Raw genomic sequence first — 8,570 nt, 5'->3', positions numbered from 1 at the left:
CTGATCATGACCTCAGGCCATCCGGGAAATTACACCACCTTGACGGACGTGACCAAGCCATGCGTGTTTTGCAATGCAGCATTGATTAAAGAGATGCGTGAATCTTGTTGCACATCCCATGCTGCAGTGCGAAAAGTAATTCACAGGCGCCACGATGCGCCCACGGGTTTCCCAAGGCTCACTCCTCCTCCCCGAGCCTCGGAAAATGGCGGCGACCCCCTCCTCCTCCCTGGGGTCGCCGCTCCCCTCCCCACCGCTTACAGTTTATGACGGGTTTCGGCGCGGCTGGCAGTGATCTTCGGTAGATCGGATGCGAGCCTCAGGGTCTGATACGCCGCGATTGCCATTCTTCGTTTTGCTCGCAAATCGGCGGAATGTGCTGCCTGCGCCTGAATGCGTCCCGGAGATGCGCCTCGGAGGAACACCGGCTTCCGATCGCGTATGATACTCCGTTTGTCTTTGTTTTCAGGCAAAGCTCATCCCCCAGGCAGCGCAGGCTCGAGCCATCGACTGCAGCGGGTGAAGGCCCGGCCGTTTTCGGAGATGCCTGCGATCCGCCATTCCCTTCGAGCAGGACTTCACCCTGATCGGGACCACGGATCAGGATCACAAGGGCCCGCCGGAGGAGGCGCGATGCACGGACGAGGAGCGGGATTATCTCTGCGCCTTCGCGAGCCGCTATTTCGCGCGCCCCGTTGCCGCCCGCGATGTGATCTGGAGCTATTCCGGGGTGCGGCCGCTCTACAATGACGGGGCGAAGTCGGCCACGGCGGCGACACGGGATTTCGTGCTGAGCCTGGACGGGAACGGCGCGCCGCTGCTCAACGTCTTCGGCGGCAAGATCACCACCTACCGGCGTCTGGCGCAGGATGCGATGCACAGGCTGGCGCCGCATCTTCCCGGCCTGAAACCCGACTGGACGGCGCGGGTGCCGTTGCCGGGGGGCGATTTCCCGGTCGATGGCGTGGAGGCGCTGATCGACAGGCTCGGCGCGGCCTATCCGTTCCTGAGCCGGTCCCATGCGGCGCGGCTGGTGCGGACCTATGGCACGGAAGCCTTCGCCCTGTTGGGAGAGGCTCGTTCCATGGCCGATCTGGGCCGCGATTTCGGCGGCACGCTCACGGAGGCGGAGGTCGGCTGGCTGACGGAGCAGGAATACGCCAGCACCGCCGAGGATATCCTGTGGCGGCGCACGAAGCTCGGCCTGCACATGAGCGGCGCCGAACGGGAGGCGCGCAAAGCCCCTGAACAGCGACGAGATGGCCATTGGGCAGCGCGTTGAAATGATCCGGGTGGCATGGCGTCTTTGCCATGCGTCGCCAGAAAGACCTTGCCCGGAACGATCCGATTTTCGGCAGCATTCTGTGGCAGAGCGAACGCACTGCTTCGCGGGCGGAGCGGGCATGTCGGTCCAGGAATGGACAGGTTTGTCTTTCTCCGTCGTGCCCGCTGCACCGGATTGGCACATTCCTCTCGGGATCGCGACACCCCGTGATACCGCGCCGCAACAGGGAGGAGCTTCCGGCGGGGGGAGACAAAGTGCCGATGGACAACGCTGCCGGGCGCTCCTATTCGTAGCGGCCACATCCGCGGTGCCACGTCGAGCGTAGCCTGTCCGCCAAACCAAGGGACAGTGTTATGAGAAAGATATCGCCGCGCGGGCGTTTGCTTCTGACCGCGTTCTCCATCGCTGCAGCGATGCCGCCGCTCGTCCATGCGCAGGATGCTCCCACCTTGATGGATGAGGTGGTGATCTCCAGCGACGGTTCGCGGGGTTACAGTGCCCGCACCTCCACCGCCGGGACCAAGACCAGCACGCCGCTTGCGGAAACGCCTGCTTCCATCTCCGTCGTGACGCAGGGGCAGATGGAGGATCAGGCGGTGTCCTCCGTGGCGGAGGCGCTGCGCTATACGCCCGGCGTGACCTCGGAATACCGGGGCACCTCGAATATCTCGGATGAGAGCTATGTGCGCGGCTTCGGCTATGTGCCCCGCTATCTGGAAGGGCTGATCCTCAGCGGATCCGCGCAGCAGATAGACCCTTGGCTTCTGCAATCCGTGGCCGTGGTGAAAGGGCCTGCCTCCCTGCTTTATGGCCAGTCCAACCCCGGTGGACTGATCGACATGGAACTGAAGAAGGCCGATGGCAGCGAGGGCACCCGCGCCGGTCTCACCTTCGGGACGCGCAAGCAGGCAGGCGCGCGTTTGGACATCTCCCGCAAGGTGAGCGATACGCTGTCCTGGCGGATGCTTGGTCTGGCGGAGAAGGCCGATACGCAGGAAGAAGGGCTGGAGACACGGCGGCTGACGTTCGCGCCCTCCCTGCAATGGGCACCGACCGACCGCACGACGGTCACCGCCTATGCGCTTTATCAGCGGGAGCCGGATGCGGGATATCGCAACTTCCGGGAAGCGCGTGGCACGCTTCGCCCGACCCGTTACGGCTATATCCCGGGTGATTTTCTGGTGGGCGATCCCGATTTCGAGGGGTCAGAGCGCACCGCGGTCGGCTTCGGCTGGACGGTGGAGCATGAGATCAGCGATCAACTCACCTTCCGCCAGAAGGCCCGTTACAGCACCGGCCATTGGGACCAGCGCACATTGGTCTGGGGATCGCTCGGGCAGGATGACCGCACCATCAGCCGCACCGTCACCGAGGCCCGTTCGGAGACACGGCAGGCGGCAATCGACAACCAGCTCGAATACCGCCTGAACGCTCTGGGTGGAGAGCATGTCCTGCTGGGGGGTGTCGATTTCCAATACACCCGCGTCAACGACCGGTCCAGCTACGGGGCGAGTGCGAATCCGATCGACTGGCGCGACCCGGTCTATGGCAATGTGGTGATCACCGGCGATCCCCGCGGCCAGTCGGAGGGCATTTCCCGTGTGCGGCAGACCGGCATCTATCTGCAGGATCAGGCCACGTGGGGCCGGCTCCACATGCAGGCGGGCCTGCGCTACGACTGGGCCAAAAACGAGAGCACCGACCTGCTGGCGGACAGCACCGAGGAGTTCGACAGCAAGGCTCTGACGGGCCGGCTCGGCTTCCTTTACGAAATGGAAAGCGGCTTTTCGCCCTATGCGAGCTATTCCACCTCCTTCGAGCCGGTGACGCAGGTCGCGGGCACCGGACAGGCGCCCTTCGACCCGACAGAGGGCGAGCAGGTGGAACTCGGTGTGAAATGGGCCAATCGGGCGGATACGTTGACCGTCACCGCGTCAGTCTATGATCTTCGCCAGACGAATGTCCTGAAATACGACGATGCCACCGCTCTTTACGAACAGGTGGGGGAGATCCGGTCCCGCGGGTTCGAACTGGAGGGACGGGGGCAGGTGACGGAAGCCTTCTCCCTCATCGCCGGCTATTCCTACAACGACTCCAAGGTCTCCAAATCGACCATCCGGGAGGAGATCGGCACCCATAATGACCGTGTCCCGCGGCATCAGGCCTCGCTCTGGGGGAAGTATGCGTTCGGCAGCGGCTGGGATGCGGGGCTGGGTGTGCGTTATGTCGGTGAAAGCTGGGCGCGCGGCAACGCCTTTACCGTGCCGGGGGTGACGCTGGTGGACATGGCGGTCGGCTATGATTTCGGCGCCTACGATCCGCGTTATCGCGGGCTGCGGGCGCAGCTCAACATCACCAACCTCACGGATGAATTCTACGCCTCCTCCTGTGCCAGCGCCTATGCCTGCTGGGTCGGTGCGGAACGCCATGCGACGTTGAGCCTCGACTACACATGGTAAGCCGTGCCCTGCCGCTGGCGCTCCTGCTGACGATGACGATGACAGTTTGCGGCGCGCAGGCGCAGGAGCTGCTTCACCCGGGCGCGACCCTGTCGGTCGATGCGGGCGGCGGGCCGGTCAGTCTCCGTATCGCTGCCCCGCCGGGAAGCTACATCGCGGGGCGGATCAGCGGGGCGGAGCAAACCGTTACCGCGGATCTGCTGCGCGAAGACGGCAGCCATTTCCGCCGTCTGGCCGAGGATTGCCGGGGAGATGTCGATTTTCAGGCGATGACGGAGGGTGACGCGTTTCTCCGCATCACCTCCGCGACCCCGGTGGCGGTGCGGCTCGACCGGGTGGTGCCGCCGGGGGAGCAGATCCCGCCGGAGCGCGCCTTCCTCAGCCCCCGGATCGCTGCGATGGCCGAAAGCCTGTCGCGTGGTGAGGACACCGAGGCCTTCTGGCGGGAAGTCGGCGCGTCTGGCACCCCGCTGGTTGAGGATGCGGCGGAGGGAGAGGCCATCCTGACCTTCCTGTGGCGCGCAGCCAGCCGCAATGTGCGTCTGTTCGGCGGGCCGTCCAACGATCACGAATGGCTGGAGCGGCTCGACGGCAGCGACATCTGGTTCAAGAGCTTCCGCGTGCCGGACAGTGCGCGCCTGTCCTATAAGCTCGCCCCCGATGTGCCCGACGTGCCGGGCAGTTCCCGCGTGCGGCGGGCTGCGCTGCTGGCCACCGCGCAGGCGGATCCGCTGAACCGCACGCCCTGGCCCGCGACGGCCATCGACCGGTTCAACCAATCCTCCACCGTCACCCTGAAGAACGCCCCCCCTCAACCCGGCACGCCGACGGGGACAGCGGCCGATCCGGTGATGGCGCGCATGACCTTTCACAGCGACCGGCTTGGCAACAGCCGGGAGATCACGCTCTCCCACCCTCGCGGCATGGACCCGCGCGATCCGCGTCTGGCCGTTGCATTCATCTTTGACGGGGAAGCCGCGCTGGAGCAGATGCAGGTGCCGGACATGCTGGATCGGCTGGCAGGGGAGGGCCGGTTGCCCCCCGTATTGGCGGTGCTGATCCCCTCCATCGACGGTCGGACGCGCGCGCGGGAGCTTCCCGGAAACGACGGGTTTGCCGATGCGCTGGCGGATGAGCTGCTGCCGCAGGTGGCGGCGCGGATGGGCATTCTGCCCGATCCGGCGCGCACCGTGCTGGCCGGTGCAAGCTATGGCGGGTTGGCGGCGGCGACCGTCGCCCTGCGCCGCCCGGAGGTATTCGGGAACGTGCTGAGCATGTCCGGCTCCTTCTGGTGGGCGCCGGATCACGCCCAGACCGACGGGACCCCGTGGATGGCCGCCGAGTTCGCCGACCGGGACAGGCTGCCGCTCCGCTTTTTCCTGAGCGCGGGAACATTCGAGACAGCGCGCCCCGAGTCCGCCGGGATCTTCGAGACCTCGCGTGAGCTGCGCGACATCTTGCGGCTGAAGGGCTACGATGTCGGCTGGCGCGCCTATGCCGGGGGGCATGACTACCTCGTCTGGCGGGGGGCGCTGGCCGACGGGTTGATCGCCCTTTTCGGGAAGTGACCTGCACGACGCCTGACCAGAGCCATCAGCAGATCATCCGACGTCGCGGATACGAAGGCCCGGAGATCACGCGTTTTTCATCGGTGTGGGGAGGCAGGAAGGCCTGCCGCAGGATCGGTCCGGGCAGACCGGGATGCGATGTCGGAAGCCCCGGTTGCGGGCAGGGCCGACAGCGGCGGATCGGCTTGTTGCCGCGCCGCGCGGTTCACGGAACCCGTTCGACCGTCTGGGGCCGGGGGAATTCCGGCGCTTCGGGTGGGAGGCGCATCGGATGCGCCTCCCCATAGGGCAGATCGGGCCTCTGCGGAACGCAAGCCCGCAGGGCATCAATCTTCGCGCATCACTTGGCGTAGGCACCCACATAGGTGCCCGCCGCGATTTGGCGGAAGATATCGGCCTCTTTGCGCTCCTGCGCGCGCACCGCCTCCAGAAGCTTGTCGGCGTTCTGTGGCGGAAAGGCGACCACGCCGTCATGGTCACCCACCACGATATCGCCGGGATTGACGATCATGCCGCCGATGACAACGGGCACGTTGATGGCGCCCGGGCCATTCTTGTAAGGCCCCCGATGGATGACGCCGCAGGCGAAAATCGGGAAGTCGTCGGCCCCGATTTCCGCGGTGTCACGGATCGCGCCGTTCAGCACCATACCGGCCGCCCCGCGACTTTTGGCGATAGCGGACATGATGCCGCCGATCAGGGCGCGCTCTGTGGAGCCGTCGCCATCCACCACCACGACATCGCCCGGCTGGACGAGATCAAGCGCCTTGTGGATATGGTAGTTGTCCCCTGCGGCAACCCGGACGGTCAGCGCGCGGCCCGCCATCGTGCCGCTGACAAGGTGGTAGGGGCGCAGTCCAACTGCCCCCGGCAGCCGGTCCAGGTTGTCGCTGATGACCGCCGTGGTGGTGCTGCGATATTCGGCGACAAGGCTTGTCAGGGCGTCGCTTCTTTCCATGGCCGTCATGAGACCTCCTGTTTTCGAATGGAGGCGGGATGGGCGAGCCATCCCGCAGGTATGAATTCAGACCAGAGCCTCGCAGGCACGCCTGATGGCGGTGCAGCCGGCCTCGATATCCTCCATCGGGCCACCGAAGGAGAGACGGAGATAGGGGGACATCCCGTAGGCGCTCCCGTCCAGAACCGCTACCTTCGCCGCCTCCAGCAAATAGAGCGAGACGTCCACATCGCTGTTCAGCACCTGCCCCGCGGGCGTCGTCTTGCCGATCAGCCCGGCGACGGAGGGGTAGAGGTAGAACGCACCCCCCGGTTTGCGGACGGAAAGGTCCGGCGCCGCTGCGAGAAGTTCCACCATACGGTCCCGGCGCTGACGGAAGATGTCGGCGATCTCCCGCACGCAGGACTGGTCCCCGGAAAGGGCCGCCGCCGCGGCGGCCTGACTTACGGAACTGGCGCAAGTGGTGCTCTGGCTGATGAGCTTCGCGATGGCGGCAATCAGCGGGGCGGGGCCCGCAGCATAGCCCACGCGGAAGCCGGTCATCGCATAGGCTTTCGATACGCCGTTGATGATGAGCGCGCGGTTCTTCAGATCGGGGGCGACCTGGACGGGGGTCACGGCCTCGTTGCCGTCATAGATCAGATGTTCGTAAATCTCGTCGGTCATGACCCAGACGCGCGGATGGCGGCGAAGCACCTCGGCCAGCGCTGCCAGCTCCTCACGGCTGTAAATCGCGCCGGTGGGGTTGTTGGGCGAATTCAGGACCAGCCATTTCGTGCGGGGCGTGATCGCCGCCTCCAGCGCGGCAGCCGTGAGCTTGAAACCATCGCTTTCGGTGCAGTTCACGATTACGGGCCTGCCCCCGTGGATGGCCGCGATATCGGGATAGCTCACCCAGTAGGGGGCGGGCACGATCACCTCATCCCCTTCATCGAGCGTCGCGGCGAAGGCTTCGACAATGAGCTGCTTGGCGCCGGAGCCGACCACGACTTCCGCGACGGTGTAGTCCAATCCGTTGTCGCGTTTCAGCTTTGCCACCACCGCGTTGCGCAGCGCGGCTGTCCCGGGCGTCAGCGTGTAATGCGTGTCGCCCGAGGTCATCGCGCGAATGGCCGCATCAACGATGTGAGCGGGTGTGTCGAGATCCGGCTCTCCGATCGTCAGGTCGATGATCTTCTGCCCTGCCGCCTGCATCTCGCTGACCTTTTGCTTGGCGGCGATGCTGGCGGACGGTTTCAGTGCGATAACCCTTTGGGCAAGCTGCACAGTCATGGATGTCTCCGTTCTCTGACCATGGCAGGGTAGAGCGGACGAAAATACGAAAAAAGCGATATTATTAGATCATAACACATGGTATTTCGGAATGTATTATCTCGCGCGGGACGGTTCATGATCACCTTCAAGCAGCTTGAGGCGCTCTACTGGATCGCCCGCCTGGGCAGTTTCGCGGCGGCGGCCGAAAAGCTCTACACCACGCAATCCGCCATATCCAAACGTGTGCAGGAGCTTGAGACGCAATTCAGGGTGGAGGTGTTCGACCGCAGCAAGCGCACGGCCCGACTGACGGAGAAGGGCACGGAGATCCTCCGCTATGCCACCAGCCTGCTGGAGCAGCGCGATCAGTTCATCGAACGCGCCAGTTCCAGCGAGGTGCTCATCCGGCATTTCTCGCTGGGTGTGACGGAGCTGACGGCGATGAGCTGGCTTCCCCGCCTCGTGCAGCGTGTCCGCAGCGAATTCCCCCGCGTCAACATCGAACCGGAAGTCGATCTCAGTGCGAGTCTTTTTGAGCGGCTGATGAACGAAACCATCGATCTTATCGTCATTCCCGATGTGTTCAGCGACAGCCGTTGTGTTTCCGTCCCGCTCGCGACGGTGGAAAATGCATGGATGGCGGCGCCGGAGGTCTATACGGGCGACGAACCGCTGGGATACGAGGATCTCGCCCGGTTCACCATGCTGATGCAGGGCACGCGCTCCGGCACCGGGCTGGTCTATGGGCGGTGGCTGGTCGAACATGGGGTGGGGGTCGCACGGAGTATTCCCTGCGAAAGCCTTGTCGCGCAGGTGGGCTTCACGGTGTCCGGCCTCGGGGTGAGCTATCTTCCCGTGCCGGCGATGGCGCCGCTGTTGCAGGCCGGGCGGCTGCGGCGGCTTCCGGTCAAGGCCCAGCTTCCGCAGGTTCGCTATGCAGCCTATTACCGCAGCGACCGGGATTCGCACTTTCGCAAGCGCGTCTCGGAACTTGCCCGTGAGTCGTGCAATTTCCAGTCCTTTTTCACCGTCTGATCGCCCGGTCC

Annotated in this window: 5 protein-coding genes and 1 pseudogene; 4 read left to right on the top strand and 2 right to left on the bottom strand. The window is 64.9% G+C overall.

Annotated features, from left to right (window positions below; translation table 11 throughout):
* Positions 1-556 precede the first annotated feature (556 nt).
* From RT513_RS14155 to fes, 3 genes and pseudogenes are all read left to right on the top strand, one after another.
* Positions 557-1,282, top strand: a pseudogene (locus RT513_RS14155) (glycerol-3-phosphate dehydrogenase C-terminal domain-containing protein); the annotation flags it as partial.
* 356 nt (positions 1,283-1,638) lie between these two features.
* Complete coding sequence (locus RT513_RS14150; RefSeq protein WP_290684652.1) at positions 1,639-3,744, top strand: TonB-dependent siderophore receptor; 2,106 nt, start codon at positions 1,639-1,641, stop codon at positions 3,742-3,744.
* Positions 3,738-5,312 (top strand): enterochelin esterase, encoded by a 1,575-nt coding sequence (gene fes, locus RT513_RS14145; protein ID WP_290684650.1) that lies wholly within the window; start codon positions 3,738-3,740, stop codon positions 5,310-5,312. The genes RT513_RS14150 and fes overlap by 7 nt, the downstream gene beginning before the upstream one ends.
* A gap of 340 nt (positions 5,313-5,652) precedes the next feature.
* Here the strand turns inward: fes and RT513_RS14140 are convergent, their stop codons facing one another.
* Positions 5,653-6,279, bottom strand: coding sequence for an RraA family protein (locus RT513_RS14140; RefSeq protein ID WP_290684648.1), 627 nt, complete (start codon positions 6,277-6,279; stop codon positions 5,653-5,655).
* A gap of 57 nt (positions 6,280-6,336) precedes the next feature.
* A complete protein-coding gene (locus RT513_RS14135) occupies positions 6,337-7,542 on the bottom strand; it encodes a pyridoxal phosphate-dependent aminotransferase (RefSeq protein WP_290684646.1) in 1,206 nt (401 codons plus the stop codon).
* Between the two features lie 117 nt (positions 7,543-7,659).
* On the opposite strand from RT513_RS14135, the gene RT513_RS14130 reads away from it, so the two are divergent.
* On the top strand, positions 7,660-8,559 hold the full coding sequence (locus tag RT513_RS14130; protein ID WP_290684644.1) for a LysR family transcriptional regulator: 900 nt from the start codon (positions 7,660-7,662) through the stop codon (positions 8,557-8,559).
* Positions 8,560-8,570: the final 11 nt, after the last annotated feature.

The sequence above is a fragment of the Haematobacter sp. genome (assembly GCF_032102465.1).
In the GTDB taxonomy this organism is placed as follows: domain Bacteria; phylum Pseudomonadota; class Alphaproteobacteria; order Rhodobacterales; family Rhodobacteraceae; genus Haematobacter.
Note: the sequence above shows the minus strand (reverse complement) of the source record. Positions and strands in the feature narration are given on the sequence as shown.

Coding starts and splice junctions, on each gene's coding strand:
- RT513_RS14150 (WP_290684652.1), top strand. CDS start 1,639: ATGAGAAAGATATCGCCGCGCGGGCGTTTGCTTCTGACCGCGTTCTCC.
- fes (WP_290684650.1), top strand. CDS start 3,738: ATGGTAAGCCGTGCCCTGCCGCTGGCGCTCCTGCTGACGATGACGATG.
- RT513_RS14140 (WP_290684648.1), bottom strand. CDS start 6,279: ATGACGGCCATGGAAAGAAGCGACGCCCTGACAAGCCTTGTCGCCGAA.
- RT513_RS14135 (WP_290684646.1), bottom strand. CDS start 7,542: ATGACTGTGCAGCTTGCCCAAAGGGTTATCGCACTGAAACCGTCCGCC.
- RT513_RS14130 (WP_290684644.1), top strand. CDS start 7,660: ATGATCACCTTCAAGCAGCTTGAGGCGCTCTACTGGATCGCCCGCCTG.